Below are 23,705 nucleotides of genomic sequence, written 5' to 3'. Positions count from 1 at the left end.
ACTTTTTGAGACCCATTCAATAAATTTCAAAATTGTGGAAGATTCCAAACAGATTTTTCAGACCAACAGCAAGAAACGCTGGAAAAGTGTACAGTGGGGAAGCCGTATTTTTATCTTTGTAGGAATATTGCTTTTGCTTGCTTTGGGGCTGATGATGACCCTGGACAGAAGTCCTAAAATTCCTTTTAAAGAAGATTATAAAGCTGTAATTACGGCCAATAAACCCTATCTTCAGGAGAATAAAATTTCCAAAGAATATAAAGGTTTCAGAAGCTTTATCTCGGAAAAAACAATCCATACCAACCTCGATAAAATTCAGAAAGCGAGAGCAGAAAGATATAAAAATCAGAACAGAAACTGGGCTCAGTTTCCAGGCGGAATCCGGTCTGCATTCTATGTAGCATGGGACCCTCAGTCTCTGATGTCTCTGAAACGAAATATCAGACACGTTAATCTGGTTTTTCCGGAATGGTTTTTCCTTGATCCGAAAACAGGTGATCTGAAAACCAATGTGGATCCGGAAGGGTACAAAGTGATTAAAAGAACGGGAGTTGCTGCAATGCCAATGTTGAGCAACAATTCTGATCAGGAATTTCATTCAGAAGGACTTGTAAAAGTCCTTAATGATCCTCAGAAAAGATCACATCTGATTCAAAAACTTACCCAGCAATGTAAAAAATACCATTTCAAAGGCATTAATATTGACTTTGAGGATATGAATCTGGATTCTGATGAAAATCTGATTGCTTTTATGAAAGAGCTTTCAGAAACTTTCAAAAAGAACCAGCTGCTGGTGACTATGGATATCATGACAGACAATGATGATTACAACATCCCGAGATTGAATCCCTATGTAGATTACTTTGTATTGATGGCTTACGATGAATATTCTGCAGGAAGTGATGCAGGGCCGGTTTCCTCTCAAAAATGGATCGAAGAACAGACAGGAAAAATCGTAAAACAAACTTCTCCGCAAAAAATCATTCTGGGCTTGGGAGCTTATGGCTATGATTGGAGTTCCAATAAAGATGACAATACCTCTGTAACCTATATGCAGGCAATTACCAAAGCCAGCGCCAGTAAAGCAGTAATTGATTTTAATGACAATACTTTTAATTTAAATTATTCCTATACCGATTCTAAAAACCTCACCCACACGGTGTTTTTCAATGATGCGGCTTCTATTTTCAATACGATGCGTTTCTCCTCAGAATATCCATTGGCAGGAACAGCACTCTGGAGACTGGGAAGTGAGGACAGCAGAGTCTGGAATTTCTATGATAAAGATCTTACGTTTGCCGGCCTTTCAAAATTAAATTTAAAAACACTGGAAAATGTAAAAGGGCAGACCATGGTGGATTATATTGGTGATGGAGAAGTATTAGACGTTCTGAATACGCCTCATGACGGAAAAATTGCACTTGAAATTGACCCGAAAGAAAAAATAATCACGGATGAAAATTATATTACCTATCCAAGCTCTTATGAGGTGAAAAAATATGGAAGTGCCCCACAAAAAGAATTGGTGCTTACTTTTGATGACGGTCCGGACGAAACATATACTCCGCAGATATTAGATGTACTGTCCAAATATCATGTTCCGGCAGCATTCTTTTTAGTAGGATTAAATGCAGAAAAGAACCTTCCACTCGTTAAAAGAATTTACAGAGAAGGACACGAGATAGGAAATCACACATTTACCCACGAGAATGTAGCGAAAGTAAGTCCGGAAAGAGCTTTGTTGGAACTGAAACTAACAAGATTGCTGATAGAATGCGTGACAGGACACAGTACAATTCTGTTCAGAGCTCCGTATAATGCAGACTCTGAGCCTACTACTTCGGAAGAAATTATTCCGGTAGCACTGGCAAGACAGCAAAACTATCTGGATATCGGGGAAAATATAGATCCTGAAGACTGGCAGCCGGGAATAAAAGCAGATGAGATTGTAAAACGTGTGATGGCCGGGCTCAAACTACAGAGAGGAAATATCATCCTTCTTCATGATGCGGGCGGAGACACCAGAGAAGAAACCGTGAAAGCTTTAAAAATCCTGATCCCTACACTTCAGAAACAGGGCTATCATTTTACCAACCTTACCAGTATTCTGCATAAAACCAGAAGTGAACTGATGCCTGAAGTTCCGAAAACGAAGTCATATTATATCATGCAGCTCAACCTTGTTTTGGCCACTGTAATTTATGGAATAAGCCATTTTCTGGTTGCATTATTTACCATTTTCATTGTATTGGGTTTGATCAGACTATTGCTGATGACATACTGGGCTTTTAAAGAACGAAAAAAAGAAAAAAAACTTGGTGGGTTTCCGCTTTTGGAATCTTATCCGAAAGTTTCTATTATTGTGCCTGCTTATAATGAAGAAGTGAATATTGTTTCTTCCCTGCAGAATCTGCTGAAGCAGACCTATCCGAATTTTAACATTATTATGGTAGATGACGGAAGTAAGGATTCTACTTATGAAAAGGTATTAGAAGCATTCCCTGGGCATCCGAAAATGAAAATTTTCACCAAAACAAATGGAGGAAAAGCAACGGCCCTGAACTTCGGAATATCACGGACAGATGCAGAATACGTAGTCTGCATTGATGCAGACACCAAACTGCAGCAGGATGCCGTAAAATATCTGGTTGCAAGATTTTTGAACTCAGATCCGGAAGAGAAAATTGCAGCCGTAGCAGGAAATGTGAAAGTTGGAAACAGAGTCAACTGGCTTACCAGATGGCAGGCTATAGAATATACAACAAGTCAGAATTTTGACAGGCTTGCATATGCGAATATCAATGCGATTACCGTAATTCCGGGTGCTATTGGGGCATTCAGAAGAGCTGTGATCCTTGAGGCCGGAGGTTATTCATCCGACACTTTAGCAGAAGATTGTGATATTACCGTGAAAATTTTAAAAGCAGGGTATACCGTCGCCAATGAAAACAGAGCGGTTGCTGTTACGGAAGCTCCGGAGACTGCGAGCCAGTTTTTGAAACAGCGTTTCCGCTGGACTTACGGAATCATGCAGATGTTCTGGAAACAGAGACAGACTTTCCTTAACCCCAAATATAAAGGATTGGGACTTTGGGCAATGCCGAATATTTTATTATTCCAATATATTATTCCATTTTTCTCACCGCTGGCAGATGTGATTATGTTCTTTGGAATTTTGTCCGGTAACGGAGATAAAATATTTACCTATTATCTGATCTTCCTTTTGGTGGATGCTTCCTTAGCTTTAGTGGCATTCATTATGCAGCGTGAAAAACTGATCAATCTGCTGTATATTATTCCGCAGAGATTCGGATATAGATGGCTGATGTATATTGTTTTGTTTAAAAGTTTAAGAAAGGCATTGAAAGGCGAAATGCAGTCCTGGGGATTCCTGAAAAGAACCGGAAATGTAAAAGAGATAGCAACTTCTTAAGAAGCCGGGAAGCCGGAAGAATGAGGCTGGAAGTTATTGTATGATTTTCATAACTTCCAGCTTCCTTCTCCCAGCTTCCATCTTTTATAAATTTTTATAATGCTGTAATGTTATTTGTTTAAATTTGTTTTCATAAAAAGTAACAAATACGAAATAAATCATACCTATTCTAAAAATTGTTATCATAATGAAAAAAATAACGCTTTCTTTGTTTTTAATAGCAGGGATTTGTACTCAGACTACCATGAGCGCACAAGCTAAAGCTGCTAAAGTAGCAGTGAACAATACAGACAAAGGTTTAGACCTTAGCTTGATGGACACTTCGGTGCGTCCTCAGGATGATTTTTACAACTATGTGAGTGGAACCTGGATGAAAACTGCCAAAATTCCATCTGATAAACCAACTTGGGGAAGCTTCAACAAACTGGCTGAGGACACGGATAACAATTCCATGACAATCCTGAACTCTCTTCTGAAAGATAAATTTGCTGACGGAAGTGAAGGTAAAAAAATCCAGGATCTCTATGCTACTTACATGAACATGGAGAAGAGAAATGCAGACGGAATCAAACCTATCCAGGAAAATCTGAATAAGATTGATGCTATTAAAAACATGGCTGATCTTCAGAACTACCTTACTTCTGTAACGAAAGAAGGAGAAAATGTTTTTTACGGATGGGGAGTAGATGCAGACCTTAAAGATTCTAAAATGAACGCGGTTTATTTAGGAAATGCTTCTTTAGGTTTAGGAAGAGATTACTATCAGAAAGTAAACGAAAAAAATACAGAAGCAATTGCTGAATATCAGAAATATGTAGCTTCCATGCTAAAAGAATTAGGGTACAAAAATGCTGATGAAGCAGCAAAAGGTATCGTAAATTATGAAAAAAGCATCGCACAGACTTATCTGACAAACGAGCAGAGCCGTGATAACACACTTCAGTACAATCCTAAGACGATGGCTGAACTTTCTGCTCTGGTAAAAAATGTAGATCTTCCGGGATATCTTAAAAAAGTTGGAGTAAATTCTGACAAAGTAATTATCAGTGAATTAGGATTCTATAAAAACTTCGATAAATTAGTAAATGCTCAGAATCTTTCTGTGATCAAAGATTATCTGAAATTCCACATGATCCATGGAAGTGCTTCTTACTTAAGTGAAAACTTAGGAAACATGAAATTTGCTTTCTATGGTAAATATCTTAGAGGACAGCAGGAACAAAGAGCTCTTAACAAAAGAGGTTTTGAATTGATCAACGGTTCTTTAGGTGAAGCTTTCGGAAAATTATATGTTGAGAAATATTTCCCTGCTGAAGCTAAAGCTCAGATGGTAGAATTGATCGATTATTTAAAGAAAAGTTTCGCAGTTCATATCAACAACTTAGCTTGGATGTCTTCTACAACTAAGGAAAAAGCAATGCAGAAACTGAATAAGTTTACGGTAAAAGTTGCTTATCCGGACAAATGGAAAGACTATTCAAAATTAAATATTGTTTCTGAAGCTAAAGGTGGAAACCTGTATAAAAACCTTCAGAACATCGGTGAATGGCAATACAATAAAGATTTAGCTAAAATTGGTAAGCCAGTGGATAAAACAGAATGGGGAATGACTCCACAGACTGTAAATGCATATTACAACCCGGTAAACAACGAGATTGTATTCCCTGCTGCTATCCTTCAGCCGCCATTCTTTAACCCTAAAGCTGATGCTGCTGTAAACTTCGGAGGTATTGGTGCCGTTATTGGTCACGAAATGAGCCACGGATTTGATGATTCAGGAGCACAGTTCGATGCTGATGGTAACTTAGTAGACTGGTGGACTCCGGAAGATAAAGCGAACTTTGAAAAGGCAACAAAAGCTCTTGCTTCCCAGTATGACAAATACGAGCCTGTAAAAGGAACTTTTGTAAACGGTACTTTCACAAACGGTGAAAATATCGCTGACTTAGGAGGAGTGAATATCGCTTATGATGCTCTTCAGATGTATTTAAAAGACAAAGGAAACCCAGGAAAAATCAGTGGATTCTCTCAGGATCAGAGATTCTTCCTAAGCTGGGCAACGGTTTGGAGAACATTATCTAGTGAGAAATATATGGTAAATCAGGTGAAAACTGATCCGCACTCTCCGGGATACTTCAGAAGTTTTGGTCCGCTTATCAACGTTGATGCCTTCTATAAAGCATTCGACGTGAAAAAAGGAGACAAATTATACAAAACTCCGGAAGAAAGAATCAAAATCTGGTAACAATAACAACCGCTCAGCAATGGGCGGTTTTGTTTTTTAGGTAGCAGGTGAATAGGGATTAGGGATTAGGGAATCGGATGAGTTATATTTGTCATAACGACTTCCATCATTCCCATCCTCTGGAGGGGTGTCAAAAAATTCAAAGAATTTTTTGACGGGGTGGTCTACAACAATGTTATTTTCCACCCACATTTCAAAAGAACACCCAAAAACATCAAACCTTAAACTATGAACCTTGAATCTTAAACTCAAAACTTTAAATTTTTAACCTTAAATCTCCATTCAGATATAAATATCACTCATCACATATCATTAAAGTTTGTATATTTGATAAGTTTGTGTAAAATCAAAAATAATCTTTAATGAAAAAGCTAAATATTGGAATACTTGCCCTTTCAGGTATTGTATTTCTTAATTCGTGTGGTGCAGCAAAGACTGCAGGGACAGAGAATAAAACAGAAGCTGCAGCAAAAGTGGCTGAACCGGTAAAAGAAGAAGCAAAAGAAGAGGGAATCAATTTATCGTATATGGATACCAGTGTCCGTCCACAGGATGACTTTTTTAGCTATGTAAACGGAAATTGGGTGAAAACTACTCAGATTCCTTCTGATAAAGCAAACTGGGGTTCTTTCAATGCTTTGAGAGAAAACGTAGATGATGCTTCATTAGATATATTAAACAAAATCCTTACAGAATCATATCCGGCCGGATCAGAAGGACAGAAAATCCAGAATTTGTATGCCTCTTTTATGGATACCAATAAGAGAAATGCAGAAGGACTCGTTCCTATCAAAGCTGATCTTGCCAAAGTAGATGCCATTAAAAGCCTTAATGATCTTCAGAAATACCTGTTGGATGCTACAAAATTGGGAGACAACTCTTTCTATGGATGGAGAGTAGGTGCTGATATGAAGAACTCCAATATGAATGCAGTATATCTTGGCGGTCCGGATTTAGGGTTGGGAAGAGATTATTATCAGAAAGTAAACGAGGCCAATACCAAAACACTGGCAGAATATCAGGCATACGTTGGAAAGCTATTCGGAGTTTTAGGATATAAAAATTCTCCACAGGCTGCACAGAATGTGGTAGACTTTGAAAAACAGCTTGCTAATTATCTATTGACTCTTGAGCAAAACAGAGATGCCAATTTAAGATACAACCCTAAAAATGTATCAGAATTGTCTGGTCTGGTTAAAAATGTTGACCTTGCAAAATATCTTAAGGATGCCGGAGTAAATACAGACAGAGTAATCATTGGTGAACTGAAGTACTACCAGAATATGGATCAGTTTGTAACGCAGAAAAACCTTCCTTTACTGAAAGACTATCTGAAATATCATATCATCAATGGAAATGCAAGCAACCTGAATGACAGCCTGGAGCAGATCAGATTTGACTTCTATGCTAAATATTTGCAGGGTCAGAAAGAACAGCGCCCAATGAACAAAAGAGGACTTACTCTTGTAAATGGTGTTCTTGGAGAAGCTTTCGGAAAATTATATGTTGACAAATATTTCACTCCTGAAGCTAAAAAGCAGATGGAAACGTATATTGATTACCTTTTAAAATCATTCAAAACACATATCGCCAATATAGACTGGATGTCTCCTGAAACCAAAGTGAAAGCTCAGGAAAAACTATCCAAGTTTACCGTGAAAATTGCTTACCCTGATAAATGGAAAGATTATACACAGTTAAAAGTAGAATCTCCAAAAGAGGGAGCAACATTATATTCTAACCTTCAGAATGTAGCAGCATGGCAGTATCAGAGGAGTTTAGATAAAGTAGGAAAACCTGTGGACAAAACAGAATGGGGAATGTCTCCACAAACGGTAAATGCATACTACAGTGGATCAAACAACGAAATTGTATTCCCTGCAGCTATTCTTCAACCGCCTTTCTACAATCCTAAAGCTGATGCAGCAGTGAATTTCGGAGGTATTGGTGCCGTTATCGGTCACGAAATTTCTCACGGATTTGACGACAGCGGTTCCCGTTTCGATGGAGATGGTAACCTTAATAACTGGTGGAGTGATGCAGACCGTAAAAACTTTGATGCAAAAGTAGGTCAGCTGGCAGCTCAGTACAGCGCTTATGAGCCTGTAAAAGGAAGTTTCGTAAACGGTAAATTTACAAGCGGTGAAAACATCGGTGACTTAGGTGGAGTAGCGGTGGCTTATGACGCGCTGCAGATGTATTTAAAAGATAAAGGAAATCCAGGTAAGATCAGCGGGTTCACTCAGGATCAGAGATTCTTTATGAGCTGGGCAACCGTCTGGAGAACAAAGGCTACTGATCAGTATATGATCAATCAGGTGAAAACAGACCCGCACTCTCCGGGAATGTTCAGAGCTTTCGGGCCACTGGTAAACCAGGATTCATTCATCAAAGCATTTGATATCAAACCGGGAGACAAATTATATAAAGCTCCTCAGGACAGAATAAAAATCTGGTAATTTTACCTTAAATTGTTAGAAAAGAAAGGATCCGTCTCACATTGGTTGGGGCGGATTCTCTTTTTAATATTCTTTCTTATAATTCCGGAGAACAAATTTTATTCCGGTTTCTATAATATCTCCCATTGTTTTACAATACTTGAAATTGATATCATAAGTGAGTTTTTGTAAAGCGGTCTTTAGTTCTGTAACATTGGCTTCCGGTGCAATATTATCTTTTTTCATAATAGAAATGAGCTCATCGAATCTGTTTTGGCTGCTTGTCACTCTTTTTACGATTTGTGAACGTACTTCCTTACGGTATTGCTCTATAGAACTGGGCTTCAGTTTTTCCAGTACCATATTCACCATTTGACTGTTTTCTTTGAAATACTGTGGAAGATAAACTTTCAGATTTCCCTCATAAGACTGCTGGTCAAAATCAATGGGGCGGATTCTGTAAATGACCTGGTCAAAATCATGTATGGGAATCACAACATAATTATAAGACCTCATATCACCAAGAAGCCCAATAAGACAGCGCTCATTGAATTTCACAAATTCCTTGGAAATCTGTGCCTTTTCCAATTCCGTACAGTTGAACATATGCTTCTGAATAAAAACATCCCCTGGAATTCCCAAAATATGCTCTTCAATCAAAGTGTTTTTATACACCAGAAAATTAATTCGGTTGGGAGAAAGCAGGTCTTCAAGTTCCAGTCCGAATATTCGGGAAGCATCCGCCTGTTTAATATAAAAATAAGTATAATTATCGTTAAGGATATTTCTCACCCGAACCCGGAAAGGTTTAGAATTTCCGAAAGTACAAAAGTCAATGGTATCCACTTTCAGATAAGGTAAAGTAGCGATGTCTCCATCAGAATGAAGAAGGGTATAAATCTTATTTAAATTAGCCTCTATTTCTTTAAACTCAAATTCAGGATATAATACCCCAAGCCACAAAGTATCTTTTCCGTCTTTATCCAGAATACTCACGCTGTCACTGAACCTTAGAAGATCTTCATACAAAAACTTAATCTTAGTAGTTCTGTTATATTTTTCCAGGTATTGCTGTAATGCTTCTGAAACTGGAAATATCGGTTTTCTAAACGCTATTTTTACATCTTTCATACACTGTTCACTTTGATTAAATATAAAGAATATTTTTTGTGTAATAACTGGGAATCCTTATTTTAACATTCATTGGATGCTTTTGTATAAGAATAAAGTGAACAAAAATTTTATTTATTTTTTCTTGAATTTTTTTATTTATTTTTTCATAGCTTAGTGATATCGTAATATGGTGATTTTATGTTGAATAAATGTAGATAAAATTAGATGATTCAAGAAAAATCTTAGTAAAGTTTTTTATGTTACAGTTTTTTTTTAAATTTAAACACTGGATTGGTAATTTATTTGATTCATCTGTAAATTACTCAAAGACAGATCCAAACCAAAATAAGAAATCTCAAAATAACAATAATATGGCAATGTTTAATTATGGTGTTGGCGGAAACGAAGTAAAAGTAGACGCTAATGAAGCTATTCAGGAAATACAGGAAAATAAATCACTGATAGTAAGCCAACTTACAACAGAAGAGTCTTATACACCTGAAATCGTAACAGGATTAAAAACAGTGGAAGACGTTTTCAAACATTTTCAGCCTTCAATATCGGTACAACACGAAACAGAAGACGGAGGAGTGGTAGAAGAAGAATTCCGTTTTCAAAACCTTGGAGACTTTACCCCTAAAAGCCTTACTCAGAAGTCAGATTATCTGCAGCAGCTGAGCATGGAGCAGGAGCAGTACAATAAAATCGTACGTCAGCTGAAAACAAACAAAATTCTACGCAATATGCTGGAGAACGATCAGACAAGAGCAGCGTTCATAGAAGTATTGAAAGAAGTGGCACAAGAACTTGAAAAATAATTAAAGACTTACATTAAATCATGGATAGCAAATTACAGGCACAAGAAAGCCAGCAGCAGGGTCAGCAGCAGCACTCGGGACAACCGAAAGGCAACCCGCTTGCAGAGCTCAATAAAATGGGAGGATTTGGCTTTGTTGAATCCGTTGTAGACGGTATTGCCAATATGAACCCAACAAGAAAGGCAAGAAAAGAAATCTTCCTGAATGACAGCAATAAAGCAGATGAAAGAAAAGAACTTCTTCAGAAGATCAATCTTTGGGTAAACCTTTTAGAAGGTAGCGAATCTGCAGATAAAATGGCTGATACGTGCAAAACTAAAGCACAACAGGCCGACCAAAACTTAAAGACAAACTTAAAAAATACACTGGATACTGTTCGTCTGTTGGAAACCAATTACAGAACAGTAGCTCAATTCTACAAAAACACAGAATTGGATAAAGTGGACAACGTAAGTATTGTAAACGCAAGCATCGAACAGGTTTCAGATTTGGATAATCCTTTGTTCATTGATGCAATCTCAGAAGAATTTAAAAATTACTATGACCGTCTTGACCTTAGAGATAACTACTCAATCCTTGCAATACCAGGATATTTAGGATCCAACAAGGTAATCGAGAAATGGGCAAAAATCTGTAACGAAAACAAAGTAATGATGGTTACAGACTTTGCTAACCTTGATAAGCCGGATGACGTGGTAGACTTATTCCACTCAGCTAATCTTACAGGAGGAGAACTTCACAGAAGTAACGTTATTATGACGTGTAACTGGCTGGTAGGACGTGGTAAAGCTGAAGAAGTAGGGGAAGAAGAAAATGTAGAACTTCCACCTTCCACTTCATTAGCAGGAAAAATCCATAAAACCCTGATGTCTCAGGTTGCAGCAGGTAAAAAACATGGTAATATCAACGAAGTAGACGCTGTAAAATTTGAATTGAAGAAAAGTGAAATTTCTCAGTTGGAAAAAATGGGTCTTGTACCAATGGTAAACGAATACGGAAAAATTATGGCCTTCTCTGCGAAGACATTATTTACAGGAGACAATATCGGTCTTCAGACGTATTCCGTAGTTCGTGTATTCGACTACGTAACCAAAGTACTTCTGGACTTCCTGAACAGAAGAGCTTTTGAAAACTGGAATGCTAAAAACGAGGACGATTTGAGAAGACAGATCGTAACCTTCCTTGATAACATTAAAGGGCCGGACAAATTGATCGAAAAATTCAAAATTGTTCGTTTCGAGCAGGATAGAGTAAACAAAGACAGAGTGTGGCTGGATATCCGTATGACCCCTTATTTCCCTACGAAGAGTTTCGTTATTAAACTTGACGGACACAAAGGAGATGATGGCAACGAATGGGATGCAGAATATACTCAGGAGTAACATCAACGTACTTTACATAACAAAAACCGATGCAATTTTACATCGGTTTTTTTTCAACCAACACCTATGAAATTTAATATGAATAAGAAACTTATTATTAGCTTACCCGCTATATTGATGGTGCTTTTGATAAGCTGTGAGAAAAAATACCAAAGTCCCGGACAATACGAAAATGATCTTTTTGCAGATGAACATCAGGAAGGGAAGGCATATATCATGAGTAAGGATGAATGTTTTGATGGCAGTGAGCTGGTAATTGCAAGTTCAGAAGTAAAACTGGCAGACAGTTCAAAAGGCCGTGGAAAATCATTCTTCCTTTACAAAGTAAGATCTGGGAAAGTATTAAAAACAGTAAGAGATTCTACTGTAGAAATGCCGATGCTGTTTTTATCCCAGTATAAATTAAAGATAAAAAATACGGATTCTATGTATGTTTATCTGAAAAAACTGGAAGGATACCGTTTTTTAAAGAAAGACAGAAACCTTAATTATCAGTGGTTAAAAGCGGCTCCTGTTTACAATGTAGATAAGAAATAACTTTGAATCCGATAATTTTTTATATCACGATATAATGATTTTTTGTATTTTTGTTTTTGAACAAACACAAAAACAAAATGAAAAAAAATGTTATCCTAATTGATGATATTATCCATCATCGTTTCTTACAATTTGATCCGAAAATCAATACTTGTCTAAATAACTGTCAGCTAAAAGTTAGTAATACATTATATTACCCATGACAGGAACTATTATCGGGAATCAAAATCCAATGGTGGGAAAAGCCTATCCTTACGAAATACAACCTTCCGGCCTCTCATTCGGGTTGAAAGGAGAATATGAATGGCATCTTTATAAGAAACAAAAAAACGGAACCTGGAAAGATATCACCAACCAACCCAAAACCGGTGAAAAAGTAACCTACAATTTTGGAGAAATAGCGCTGGGAATAGAGTTTCAAATGAAAGTCTACGAAACTAAAAAAGGTATTTTCCCGGGGCTTCCTGCTACCAAAGAATTGGCTGCCACTTTCATACTGATTCCTACCAGTAACAAGGTTCCAAAAATAGATAAAGTAATTCTTTTCAACAGAGGAGGAAAAGATGTTAATAAAGCCAGCTATCATGATACTCTTATTGCCCAGGCTCACTGCATTGCAATGTTCAATAAGGAAATAGAATTTCACCTTTGGGAAGATGATGCTCCGGGCAAAGGCCATGATCCCAACATTAATAAAAACAACCGTCATACAAGAAGTTACAAGGCTCTTGTCAATGAAAAAGGGATTGCAGAAGTACCAATCCCCCTGATGTCTGATGAAAAAATTCTTCGTCAGGTAGCCAATCAGTTTATGATGAAAGGTGACAAGAATGAAGGAGCTAATCATGAATACTATGTTACGGCAACTTACTCCGGGAAAATTCAGGGAGCCAGCCAGGTGAATGTAGATGTAGCCAATCCGGATTATAAAGGACAGCCTCAAAATCAGCCCAAGCCACAACCTAAGCCTCAAAATCAAAATCAACCTCAGCAACACACACCAAAATTCAAGGGTAATATTATAGAAGCTCTTTTCATTGATGATACAGGAAATGAACTTTCCAAAGTAGCTGTAGGAGATAAAGTAAGAATAAGAATTCACTCCAAAAATATGGTTGGAAAACACATCCAGTATGTGGTCTGGGAATATGACACTACTTCCAACGATGAAGTCTACAGAAGCGGAAATATTAAAATTCCTGCCGATGTATGTGACACTTCAGGATTTGTCATTAGTAAAGAGATTTTTGGAAAAGGAATAGACTCTCGTATTGGTGATCCTGACTCCGATACACAAAATTATTTTATAGAAATTATCTCCAAAGAACTATCCGCAGAATCTCAGAAATTTGGGGTAAATTCGGAGGGCTTGATGGAAGTGGAGAAGGTGAAGAGTGCGGCGGGGGTGCAGAAACAAAACAAAAACCAGACTGGAGAAAAATGTTTTTGTAATAGAGATTTTGAAGAAAAAGATGTAAAGCAACTTGTTAAGTTACTAAAAGGAACTGAAACAATTTGGGAAGGACAAGCATTAAAAGGAGGTAAAAGAGCTCCTTGCAATATCAGTGACAAGTCTTTTGCCACCCTTACAAAAGGATTAAACTCTGCATTCAAAAAGTATAATATTAATACCTGTATTCAAAAGATCCATTTCCTCGCCCAAGCTTGTGAAGAGGCTGGTACCTTTGCCCTATCAGAAGAAACTAAAAGTGATTACTTATCAAGTCAAAGTATTTATAAAGGTCGCGGATTACTACAACTAACTGGTGTTAGAACAGATGAGAAAGATTTAACAACTTTATTTAATAAACCTGGGCCTTATAAGGATTATGCTGATTATAAAAATGATCAAAATATTGTAAAAAATCCGAGTATTCTTGCTAACAATGCAAATTATTGTATTGATAGTGGGGCTTGGATTTGGAGCGTTAATAAAAAAATGACCAGTAATCCTAAATCTGATGCAATAACCAAATGGGGTAAAGAAACTTTAGGAAAATCTCTGAATGAGTTAGCATTATATGGTGATAAATATTTAGAATTAATTTCTGTTTTATTAAATGGACGTAATTCAGAAACAGAAATGCCAAATGGATGGCAAATAAGAAAAAATAATTACGATCTATTAAAAACAGGTTTTTTCATATATAACAAATTTCATGGAAATACTTCTCCTTCTACACCTGTTAATGCTAAAGATATTGTCACATATCATATATTTGCTAATGGAGATATCGAAAAACATATTCCTAAAAATATAAAATTAGAAAACCAATACCTATACCAATATATTTATCATGACAAGAATAATAAGGAGCATGTTATATGTAAAGCAGAATGGCATATAACGCAGGAAAAATTAAATGGACAAAAACCAGGAATAAAACCAACACACAGCAAAATACTTTCAGATATTCCAGTATCGGATGGACAAACTAAAAGAAGAGTAAAATATCAAAATGGTGATATTGCCGAATATGGGACAAATGAAGGAAAATCATTTTGGGTTCTTTATAAAGTAACTGGAAGAAAAATAGAACTAGTTAAAATGCCTGATTCTTTAAATTATAATAATTCAGGAATTTCAATTAAATACTCTTTTACCAATACTAAAAGGAGATACACAGAGCCTGGGCATCTTGCTGTATTTATAGGTGTCTTAGCAGAATGTGGATATTCTGATGTTCAAACAACAGGAAGCTGTTTTAGTGAAGCATCTTGTTTTCCAAGTGTTGAACATGTTAATGGGAAAAGCATTGACACATTATATTTAGATGACATTAGGGAACAGAAATTAATTAATGCTTTTCATAAATTTGGTATCACTAAGCAATTAAGAGGTAGCAAAAAGAAAGCTTTCACTCATACTACTGACGGTAAAAAATTACATAACAGTCACTTACATTCAGGAATTATCGCTCCTGGTAAAATAAAAATTATAAAAGAATGAAAAATAATATAATTTTCTTATTATCTCTAATTATTATAAGCTGCAAAAAAAGCAACACTATTCAGGATAATAATTCTCAACTAACATTAGGTAAAACTGATACAACTTTTCAATTTAAACCGATAGGTTTAGAGTCTATAAAAGTTTATTCCTTTCCAAAAGAATGGAAAGTTAATACATATATGGAAGAAAATGTATCACTTAACAAAGATGATATCACTTCTCAGACTAAACTTGAAAAAATTGATTATTTTAATACAATCAAGGGAACAAAAAATGAATACACGAATCCAAATTATTTCAATTTCATTAAGCAAGACAGCATATTAAAGATCTCAAAAATAGATTCTTTATTTATTACTGATTCTACAAATTTACATGATGGTAGAAAATTATTAGCATTTAAAACTGTAGCAACTTTAGATAGTGATGAATACGAATTCCCTGTAAAGATTTTTAAAGTAGATGTTGCTATTTTTAAAGGTAAGAATGTCCTTAAGAGTGAAAATATCTTTTCTGAAATTGATTATCCATACGCAACAAAACAAAATATATGTTATTTAGATAAAAATGGAAATTTAGAGTGTAAAAAATTTAGTATTGAAGAAGACAAAGTTTATTTTGAAGGATCCCATAAAAAAAATTTAAAAAAAATATTTAATATCAAATGACAACCATAAAAAAAGTATATAGTTACTTCGCTTTGTTATTGACAATATTGATAAGTATTTGTTGTAAACAAGCAGTGGATACTTCATCAAAAAACATCGCACACAATGAAAATTATTTTATTGGAGATTCTATTCTTGCAAGTGCAAACTATTTCAATTCTCTAAAGAACGGAAAAGGGTATTTAGTATTAAAAAAACAAAATGAAGAATATTTGAAAAAATACTCTTTAACTGAAAACAATGAGCTTTATTTGCCGCTAGAGAATAATATTTCAATTAAACTTATAAAAGAAAAGCTAGAAGGTAAAAATACAATAAAAGTAAACCTCTTTACTTTTATCAACAATAAAAAAACTGACTCAATACAATTTTACAGAAATATTCCTCAGTCGGAATTAGGTATGTATAATTGTTTATCATATTTTAACTCTAAAACAGGGAAAATATGGCAAATCAAATATTTTCACTCAGACAATAATAAAGGTCTTAATATAATTTCCTATACAGAGAGAAATATATCTTCTGATGGTTCTATTAAATCGGATTCGATACAATATTTAGATGAATCTTTGGATCTGAAATTAGATGAGCTTAATTTATATTATTAAATATTTTTAATAGTATAAAACATAAAAAGAAACTTTGATAAAACAAATATAAAATCATAGTTTTTTGTACACTGCACAGTACGATCAAATGTGAAATAAACTCTCAAGCTATTTTAATTATAATTTACCTTATTTAGAATATATGATTTGGCACAGAGACGATTTTGATAAGATTGGGACCCTATAATAGGGGTGTAAAATAACCACAAATAATGAAAAACATTTCTTTAGCTCTTATATATTCACTGCTACTATCTTGCACCGGACAAGAAAGTAAACTTCACTTGCAGAATATCAAAGAAATAATTTCATTAAAAGACGCACCTTATAATATTACAGATGAAGGAGACGGCACAAAATCAAACTGTGGTGACCTGTCTCCTGAATTTATCAATAAAGCGAAAAAAGTATTAGAGCAAAGAAAATTTCAATTTCCTGACGAAAATACATTTAGTCAAAAAATTTTGGATATATTTTCTTTCAATTTAAAAGATTATAAAAATTCCATAATTGCTTTACGTCCAGCAATGTTTCCAGAGGTAGTTATTAAAGAAAATAAATTTATTTTCATTCAGGATGCCGATGCTGAAGAACCAGAGTTTATAAATCCTGACTTATTATATCATTTTAATTCTTACGTATTTTATAATACTCCCGTATCTTATGTTTGGCTGCAAACAAACAATTCAAATCTTTTATACGATTTAGTTGTTTACTATGGATACAATAAGGATAAAAAGCTTGTAGAATCAGTATTTAAAAAATTCGATTTTAATAACCTTTCCGATATGGAACAGTTAATTTTTATAGATTCTGGTGGCTATAAAAAATTGAAAAAACAAATATTTGACGACATAGAAACCATTATTTACAAAGGTAAAGTTGAAGACTTTTCTTATGCTAAAGAGGGTAATAGTTATTTAAGAATAGGTGATATTATAAGTAAAATATCATCATCTCCAAAAGAATATTTTGAACCTGAAAAAACAATATCTTATTTATTTGAGAGAGAATTAAGAGTTGGAATACAAGGTGATATTGAAAGCTATTTAAATAAAAATCCAAAATATAAATCAAATCTGGAAAAAAACAATTTTTATGATTTAGCTACTTTAAAAAGTTATGTAAAATATATCTACCAAAAAGAAAACAATACCAATTTTATCATTCAAGATTCTGACGGCTATACTAATTTAAGAAAGGATAAAAATTCGTCTTCTCAAATTCTCCAAAAGATAAATACAGGTGAAAAAATTGAAGTTTTAGATCAAAATGGTGATTAGTAGTTTCTAAAGAAGGTAAAAAGGGATATGTTCACAAAAGCAGAATAAAAGCAGAATAAATAACTTAACCAAATAATGAAAAACTTTACTACTTTACTACTTCTTATATTCTTATTCTACAATTGCAAAGGCCAGGATAAGGATGAAAAAAAGAAAATAGATACAAAAGTTTACATTGCCAACTGTAAAGGTGAATATTCTACAAAAGAAAAATTAACTAAAAAAGATAAAGGATGGTCTCTCAATAATAGTGATATTGAAAAAATCATGAATTTATCAGTTCCTCTTACCGAAGAAGAATGGCATTTTTCATATCCGATTACACCATGTAATATTAATATAAAAGGTTATTCATATAAAGGAAAAAAATATGACTTACAGATTAATGGAGGTTCATACATTTCTTTTTTTGATGGAAAAAAAACACAAATCTTAGGATGTGAACTACCGGAATGTAAAAAGTATTTTCTCAAATCTAAAGAAAATATGGAAGAAGAAGATCTATCCTCTTCTTCTAATTCAGAATCTACACAAACTAAAAATTATAGAGTTAACTTTAATAAAAGTGATAAAAATGATATCGTTTTTATAGAAAAAAATATAAATGACTATACTTTAAAAGCACAAACTGATAATAAAGTATTTTTTACCAAAAATATTAGCTGTGATTTTATAGAAATAGATACTAATACAAAAAACAAACAAGCTTTCAATTTAATTTTAGGTTACACTGATCAATATCAAAACACATCTCGGAAAATTGTTATACCAGTATTTTTCAAAAATAATGATTTACTTATTGAAAAATTATTTATTGCAACTTTGGGAACGAGTGCGAAAACAGGTAAGGAAGAATGGATGCAAAAAGAGATTTCTGAAAAAACATCCCTTAAACAACTTGATTTGGATAAAATCCTATTAGAATAAATGAAAAAAATAATTCTATTATCCTTACTTTTCTTTATTAACTGCAAAGAGGATAATGCAAAAGCTATTGATAGTATAGAATAACAATATGAAACATTATACTTTGATGATGATAATATTTGGGACAAAGCGGAAGTTAGGGCGAAACAAAATGCAGAACTCTCAAGTTTTATTTTATCCATCTATTTATCTTCTTTGAACAAAACGGTTGAAATCCCCATTATAAATAATAGTATTCTATATAACAATGCTGAATCAGATTATTATTTAAGTGATCCTATTATTAAAAATAAAATCATTATCATTCGAGTAGATTATGCCGATCAAATTACAAAACCAAATATTTCCGGAGAAAGAATCTGATTGAAAAAATAAAATTTAGGTTTGATCCTAAAAACAAAAAAATACAAGTTATTGGGTATGATCTAAGTTATACAAAAGCTCAAAAGAATTATTCAAAATCATTTAATTTTATTACAGGTAAGTTTTATACTTCATCATACTTTGATGGTAAAAAAGAAGAGACATCTGGTTGGGCTTCAGAACTTCAAAACATATATATATAGAAAATTGGAATAGTGATTTTATCGGTAAACTTTTACTATATGGAAATGAAATTGAATAAAATTTTATAAAAAAAAGGACAATGATGAAACCCTTTTTAATTTTATTACTTCTTATTTTTTTCTTTTACGACTGTAAAGGTCAAAAAGAGAAAAATGATAACATAAATTTTCTAGATACAAAATACCAAACAATTGGTTTTTTTATTCCAGATATCTCCAATCCTTATCCAACATACACTTATTCGGATAAAAAAATGGGTGTTTTCAGTGTTGACTTTATTGGAAAAAAAGATATAGAACAAAATTTCTGGAACCCCAACAATTCAAAAGGTTTTTTTTCAAAGTCCATCAATAAAGAAAATGATTCTCAAGATTCAAAATTGATAAAAAACTATATTAAAGAAAACGATTATTATATAGTTGCTTCTTATCTACCAAATAAATTCATCTCTTATACAGGAGGGAAAGATGGAGAATTTGAACCAAAGCAAAATGCAAAAACAACTTTCTATTTATATGAAAACAATAAATGGAAAAAAATAGGAGAAATAGAGCCTTCAAAGATTCCAGAAGATATTTTAGCATTTGAAACAAACCTTATTCAGAAAGAGCTTTTTAAAAATCTTAAAAGCAACTCATCAACTTATGATGGTACTCATTCTACTTCAGTAAAAACAGAGCCTACAACAATAGGTATGGCTTCTATTTCATATAAATTTGATATAAAAAAAATGGTAACTATACGCTAGTTTACACCGAAGGTGTAAATTTAAAACAAAACAATAAAGACCAACTATTAAATTAGTTAGGTCTTTTTTATTTCATAAATATTTAAATTTTACAAAATGAAAAATACAAAACAACAAAAAGTAGAAATACTAATTACAGAGTTGTTAAAAGAATTTCAAGGTGAACCATATTGGAAAATTAAAGTAATTCTTAATTTTTTAGAAAAATGGACACTTGAAAATTCAAACATAAACAAAAAAATAGAAAATGTATGGAAAGGCTATTCCTCAGAGAACTTTATACTCTTTTCAAACTCATGTACTGTAGATTGATTTAATGATATCAAATCCTTTAATTGATCGAGATCTTGACTTGTTCCACCTAAAGTTAGAGATTTAAGTATCTTTTCAATTTGTTTATTAATTTTTGTTTGTCTTTTTAGTGTATCAAGTAATTTTTCGTTGTCCATAAGCTGAAAGTTTTGCCTTAAATATAGGTAAAAAAGGTATAATTTTTGTACTTTTGTAGGAATATTTATCGAACAAGAAAGCGTTAAGCTATTTTAATCTGGGTTCTGAAATCTGACAGTTTCGACACTTTGCCCCACACGATTAAAGTAACTGATGCTCACTCCATATGGTGTGGGTTATATGTTGCTATTTATCATTGGGGCAGGTTTTGTCAGAACCTCAGAACAGGATTAGTAGTCTACAAAGCCCACGCCTTTCTATTTTAACATCAAAAATATTTCTACTTTGGGTTTTGAGTGGATTAGCAAATTCACTTATGAAAAAATTATTACTTACAGTTGGCTTAGTTTTACCAACCTTATTTTTTGCACAAGAAACAGAAAAATGTGATCTACCAAAAAGCTATCAGGAGCCAAAACCTGATAAGAAAATTCAGTCATGGTTAAAACGTGCTGATGCCACTATTGAAGATCTGAGAAAGCACATTGCAGTTGAAAATGACTGTGATGAAAAAGATATTGTATTTCTAAGAATTTCAGAACAAAAAGGTAATGGAATGTATTCGGTTTGTGTTGCAGGAAAGCCAATGAAATATAAACGCATGGGCAGTGTTTTTATGGGAGCTAATCAAAATCCTTTTGATACTGCAAAATAAGATAGTATGAAAAAGCTATTGACAGTTTCTTTATTAATACTATCTGTTATTTGTTTTGGGCAGATTTTGAAACTTAGAACAACATATTACACATATAGAATTAATCAAAATAATGTGTGGTCAAATTGGGAAAGTTGGAGAAAGGCTTCAGTATTAATAAGTGTAAACATATCAGATGAAAGAATAGTCATAGATTCAAATACAACACAGACTTATGACATTCTGGATGGATTTTTTGATAATAAATCAAGAATTGGAAAATACTACTGTATGGATGCAAATGGTAGAAGATGTATAATAGAAATAGTAAACGAGAATCGTAAGCTATATGTAAGATACAACGATTGGGAACACGTTTATGAATTTTTTGTAATTAAATAGCCTATGTTTAACACCAATATAAAATCAGTATTTGAATTAACTCAAATCTTTTCTACTGAACAGGATTGTATTGATTATTTGGAGATGTTGAAATGGAACAAACTTCCTGTAAGTCCTTTTGATGAAACTTCAAAAGTATATAAGTGTAAGAATAATCAATATAGATGTAAGAATACAGGCAAGTACTTTAATGTTAAGACAGGAACAATGTTTGAGAATTCAAAAGTTAGTCTTCGTAAATGGTTTATGGCTATTTGGCTTGTTACATCCCACAAAAAAGGGATTAGTTCCATACAACTAGGAAAAGATATTGGAGTGAGACAAGCAACAGCATGGTTCATGTTACAAAGAATTAGAGCATGTTTTGGTATTGAGAATAATAATGAGCTTGAAGGTATTGTTGAGCTTGATGAGACGTTCATAGGAGGCAAGAACAAAAATCGTCATAAAGATAAGAAGGTTCCACACTCACAAGGACGAAGTTTTAAAGACAAAGTTCCTGTGATGGGAATGTTGCAAAGAGATGGTAAGATGAATGCTTTTGTTGTGCCTGATACCAAAAGAAAAAGTATTCAACCTTACATCTATAAATATGTAAAACCAACAACACAAACAATTATTAGTGATGAATGGTGGGCTTATAACGGATTGAATAAACATTACGATCATAGAATCATAGATCATTCTAAAAAAGAGTATGTAAGTTTGCAGGACAATAATATACACACAAATAATATAGAAGGAAGTTGGAACATTCTGAAAAGAAGTGTATCAGGAATGTATAATCATGTTTCCAGAAAGCACCTTCAAAAATATGTTGATGAATTTGTGTATAGATTTAACCTGAGAAAGGTCACAGACCAAGAAAAATTCAGATATTTGTTGTCAAATTCAAATGTCCGAACTAAGTATAAAGAATTATGTCATTAGGCGAAGCACTTAAAGAAAAAAATGTGAGATACATTACGAAAGATGGTGTAGATTATTTTTATGTAGAAGATATAGAGAAATATTTTGAATACTTTATGTTTAATGGTGGAGAAATAATTTACATTGACAATATTCCTTTAATTGACGGCAAATATGTAGTTAAATTAACGGAATTCGATTTGAATATGAGAAAGGTTTTAAACTTTAAACCTAAGAAGAAAGATAAAGAATCTTAATCTGAGAATCAAGATTTTTGTTTATAATAAATTTTGGTTGTATATTTGTTATGTATTTATAAAGTAACTATTTAAATACGACGAGTTTTGTCGTTAATTTGAATTATATTTGTTTAATTAATGTATTATTATTGACTAGTTCATTGTAGTTATGAATATAAAAAAGCATTATATTTGACGAACTAAAAACCAATAATGAATTTAAATACAGATCTTTATCAACTAGAAGATGTAGAGGAAGAAACATTAAAATATATTTTCATAAGTCAGGGAAAAGAAGTTATTGTTAAAGCAATTGAATATCAGCACGTTCAACCTTTGCGTAATTATCAAATATATAATTTAGCTTTTGGAAATTATGATATAGAAAAAGATGAAATTATAGATAATGTTGTTTCAAATAATGATGATGGACGTAAAGTATTCAATACTGTATTAAGTAGTATTCCACTTTTTTTTGGAAATTACTCTGATAGAATATTAATGGTTAGAGGAAGTGATGGAACTAAAGAATTTCTACAAATTTGTCAAGAAGCATGTGATAAATGTGAAGAAGGTAATTGTAGAAAATTTAATCAAAGATTGAGAATTTACACCAATTACATTGATGCAAATTATGATGCTTTGATAAAGCAATATAAATTTTATGGTGGTATTGAAGATGAAAATAACAACATAAATTTAGTTGATTATAATAGCACTGAAAAACATTTATATAATATTGTTTATGTTATCAAAAATAAATCAAATGAGAACAAATAAAAAAAGGGAACAAACGGTACTAATTCCAGAATCTACCTTATTATCATTAGTTTCTAGTAAACTAAAAGGTCGTGTTTTATTCCCTAAAAAACTTAGGGAAGCAAAAGAGATTTCCAAAAGGTTAAATGTTAATACTGACATTATTTAAATCGATATTATAACACATAAATAAAGAGGACTAATTAATTTTAGCCCTCTTTTATTTTTAACAAATTAGTGTAAACTAACGTATAATTACCAAAAAAATAATATAATCTTATCATTAAATACATATAAAGAGTCAAACCTTTGTGAAGGCAAATAGGTATCGAAAAAGGCAATCAATTAGAAATATATTATAATGGTGATCAATTAAATTGTGTAGGTATTGATCCGAAATTTATAATTAAAAAAGATAAAACTCAATTTTATATAAAAGGAGTTGGAGGAGAATCTACTAATAATGAATGGATATTGATGCAATAAGTCAATTTTTACCCTATTTATAAACCAAATGATGAAAAAAAAATTGATTTTAATTATTCGCACTTCTCCCATACTCTTGTAAACAGTCTAAATAAGAAAAACAAAC

The 23,705-nt window shown here is 33.0% G+C and carries 20 protein-coding genes; 19 read left to right on the top strand and 1 reads right to left on the bottom strand.

The window, feature by feature from the left end; genetic code table 11:
* The first annotated feature begins 34 nt into the window (after positions 1-34).
* The 3 genes from ACPF63_RS15285 to ACPF63_RS15275 all read left to right on the top strand — a co-directional run bounded on the left by ACPF63_RS15285 (position 35) and on the right by ACPF63_RS15275 (position 8,137).
* The gene (locus ACPF63_RS15285) at positions 35-3,433 is read left to right on the top strand and encodes a polysaccharide deacetylase family protein (RefSeq protein WP_426480494.1); all 3,399 of its coding nucleotides are present in this window, start codon (positions 35-37) and stop codon (positions 3,431-3,433) included.
* 187 nt (positions 3,434-3,620) lie between these two features.
* Positions 3,621-5,678, top strand: a complete 2,058-nt coding sequence (locus tag ACPF63_RS15280) for a M13 family metallopeptidase (RefSeq protein ID WP_426480493.1) — start codon at positions 3,621-3,623, stop codon at positions 5,676-5,678.
* Positions 5,679-6,040: 362 nt separating this feature from the next.
* The gene (locus tag ACPF63_RS15275) at positions 6,041-8,137 is read left to right on the top strand and encodes a M13 family metallopeptidase (RefSeq protein ID WP_426480492.1); all 2,097 of its coding nucleotides are present in this window, start codon (positions 6,041-6,043) and stop codon (positions 8,135-8,137) included.
* A gap of 63 nt (positions 8,138-8,200) precedes the next feature.
* Here ACPF63_RS15275 and ACPF63_RS15270 read toward each other — a convergent pair whose 3' ends face one another.
* A complete protein-coding gene (locus tag ACPF63_RS15270) occupies positions 8,201-9,247 on the bottom strand; it encodes a hypothetical protein (protein ID WP_426480491.1) in 1,047 nt (348 codons plus the stop codon).
* Positions 9,248-9,600: 353 nt separating this feature from the next.
* Between ACPF63_RS15270 and ACPF63_RS15265 the strand changes: the two genes are divergently transcribed.
* From ACPF63_RS15265 to ACPF63_RS15190, 16 genes are all read left to right on the top strand, one after another.
* Positions 9,601-10,047: a type VI secretion system contractile sheath small subunit gene (locus tag ACPF63_RS15265; RefSeq protein WP_047381441.1), complete on the top strand. Its 447-nt coding sequence runs from the start codon at positions 9,601-9,603 to the stop codon at positions 10,045-10,047.
* Positions 10,048-10,067: 20 nt separating this feature from the next.
* Positions 10,068-11,429 (top strand): DUF5458 family protein, encoded by a 1,362-nt coding sequence (locus tag ACPF63_RS15260; protein WP_077415595.1) that lies wholly within the window; start codon positions 10,068-10,070, stop codon positions 11,427-11,429.
* Between the two features lie 78 nt (positions 11,430-11,507).
* Positions 11,508-11,966, top strand: coding sequence for a hypothetical protein (locus ACPF63_RS15255; protein WP_228408734.1), 459 nt, complete (start codon positions 11,508-11,510; stop codon positions 11,964-11,966).
* A gap of 199 nt (positions 11,967-12,165) precedes the next feature.
* The gene (locus tag ACPF63_RS15250; protein ID WP_426480490.1) at positions 12,166-14,916 is read left to right on the top strand and encodes a hypothetical protein; all 2,751 of its coding nucleotides are present in this window, start codon (positions 12,166-12,168) and stop codon (positions 14,914-14,916) included.
* Positions 14,913-15,587, top strand: a complete 675-nt coding sequence (locus ACPF63_RS15245; protein ID WP_219072345.1) for a hypothetical protein — start codon at positions 14,913-14,915, stop codon at positions 15,585-15,587. Before ACPF63_RS15250 ends, ACPF63_RS15245 begins: the two co-directional genes overlap by 4 nt.
* Positions 15,584-16,195 carry a hypothetical protein gene (locus ACPF63_RS15240; RefSeq protein WP_139348496.1) on the top strand — a complete coding sequence of 204 codons (612 nt, stop codon included), beginning with the start codon at positions 15,584-15,586 and terminating at the stop codon, positions 16,193-16,195. Before ACPF63_RS15245 ends, ACPF63_RS15240 begins: the two co-directional genes overlap by 4 nt.
* A gap of 212 nt (positions 16,196-16,407) precedes the next feature.
* Positions 16,408-17,478 carry a hypothetical protein gene (locus ACPF63_RS15235; protein ID WP_426480489.1) on the top strand — a complete coding sequence of 357 codons (1,071 nt, stop codon included), beginning with the start codon at positions 16,408-16,410 and terminating at the stop codon, positions 17,476-17,478.
* A gap of 75 nt (positions 17,479-17,553) precedes the next feature.
* The gene (locus ACPF63_RS15230) at positions 17,554-18,405 is read left to right on the top strand and encodes a hypothetical protein (RefSeq protein ID WP_077415583.1); all 852 of its coding nucleotides are present in this window, start codon (positions 17,554-17,556) and stop codon (positions 18,403-18,405) included.
* A gap of 646 nt (positions 18,406-19,051) precedes the next feature.
* A complete protein-coding gene (locus ACPF63_RS15225; RefSeq protein WP_426480488.1) occupies positions 19,052-19,720 on the top strand; it encodes a hypothetical protein in 669 nt (222 codons plus the stop codon).
* A 96-nt stretch (positions 19,721-19,816) separates the two neighbouring features.
* On the top strand, positions 19,817-20,032 hold the full coding sequence (locus ACPF63_RS15220; RefSeq protein WP_426480487.1) for a hypothetical protein: 216 nt from the start codon (positions 19,817-19,819) through the stop codon (positions 20,030-20,032).
* A 454-nt stretch (positions 20,033-20,486) separates the two neighbouring features.
* Entirely contained in the window at positions 20,487-20,825 is a 339-nt protein-coding gene (locus tag ACPF63_RS15215) for a hypothetical protein (protein WP_426480486.1), read from the top strand.
* Positions 20,826-20,831: 6 nt separating this feature from the next.
* Positions 20,832-21,206 (top strand): hypothetical protein, encoded by a 375-nt coding sequence (locus ACPF63_RS15210; RefSeq protein ID WP_426480485.1) that lies wholly within the window; start codon positions 20,832-20,834, stop codon positions 21,204-21,206.
* A 3-nt stretch (positions 21,207-21,209) separates the two neighbouring features.
* Positions 21,210-22,136 carry an IS1595 family transposase gene (locus ACPF63_RS15205; RefSeq protein ID WP_426480484.1) on the top strand — a complete coding sequence of 309 codons (927 nt, stop codon included), beginning with the start codon at positions 21,210-21,212 and terminating at the stop codon, positions 22,134-22,136.
* A complete protein-coding gene (locus ACPF63_RS15200; RefSeq protein WP_426480483.1) occupies positions 22,127-22,372 on the top strand; it encodes a hypothetical protein in 246 nt (81 codons plus the stop codon). The genes ACPF63_RS15205 and ACPF63_RS15200 overlap by 10 nt, the downstream gene beginning before the upstream one ends.
* 195 nt (positions 22,373-22,567) lie before the next feature.
* A complete protein-coding gene (locus tag ACPF63_RS15195; RefSeq protein ID WP_426480482.1) occupies positions 22,568-23,134 on the top strand; it encodes a DUF6934 family protein in 567 nt (188 codons plus the stop codon).
* Positions 23,121-23,282: a hypothetical protein gene (locus ACPF63_RS15190; protein ID WP_426480481.1), complete on the top strand. Its 162-nt coding sequence runs from the start codon at positions 23,121-23,123 to the stop codon at positions 23,280-23,282. Before ACPF63_RS15195 ends, ACPF63_RS15190 begins: the two co-directional genes overlap by 14 nt.
* Positions 23,283-23,705 lie beyond the last annotated feature (423 nt).

Source organism: Chryseobacterium sp. R2ACT005, assembly GCF_049949215.1.
GTDB lineage: Bacteria > Bacteroidota > Bacteroidia > Flavobacteriales > Weeksellaceae > Chryseobacterium.
This window is presented reverse-complemented; position numbering and strand designations above follow the sequence as displayed.